This window comes from Geminicoccus harenae (genome assembly GCF_019800005.1).
GTDB lineage: Bacteria > Pseudomonadota > Alphaproteobacteria > Geminicoccales > Geminicoccaceae > Geminicoccus > Geminicoccus harenae.
In genome coordinates this window covers 1-514 of sequence record NZ_JABGCL010000280.1, presented here as the reverse complement: position 1 = coordinate 514, position 514 = coordinate 1, and the positions used below count along the sequence as shown (strand labels likewise).

At 45.7% G+C, this 514-nt stretch carries 1 pseudogene; it reads left to right on the top strand.

From position 1 onward, the window contains the following. Positions 1-287: pseudogene (locus HLA95_RS27880) on the top strand (hypothetical protein); the annotation flags it as partial. Positions 288-514 lie beyond the last annotated feature (227 nt).

Sequence of the window (514 nt, the reverse complement as noted above, 5' to 3'; positions counted from 1 at the left end):
TACAGATGCAGGCTGATCTCATTGAGCGACAGTCCGCACAGCTCAGGGCTATGTGGCGACATATGGACGGCGGACCGATTACTGAGGCCGACCGAGCACTATTTTCAGAGCCGCAGCCCGCTCCTGGAGTCGACATCCCACCTGGGGATGACCCACTTTTTGATGAGGCCCGCGGACAGCGCGAGGCAGAGATGGGAGCAGATATACAGGAGAGAGCAGCTACCGAGGTAGTGGATGAGTCTGAGATGGGAGAGGGCGATGAGTTGAGAGATGACGCTCAGTCTTGAGCTAGGGTTGGTAATTATTTTTTTGAGATATGATCTTTTTTTTGAGTTATCAGTTGTAGATAAAGTTTATTGTTGTCGTCAGGGTTAAATATAGGGTTATTAGGATGGTTTAGGGTAGTAAACCTTGAACATAAATAAAAACCATCCTATTTTGCGGTCCCAACTTCTTCTTTTTGTTACAAACCAATACAATACAATCCTATAAAAGCCCTTTTTGATTTCAAAAC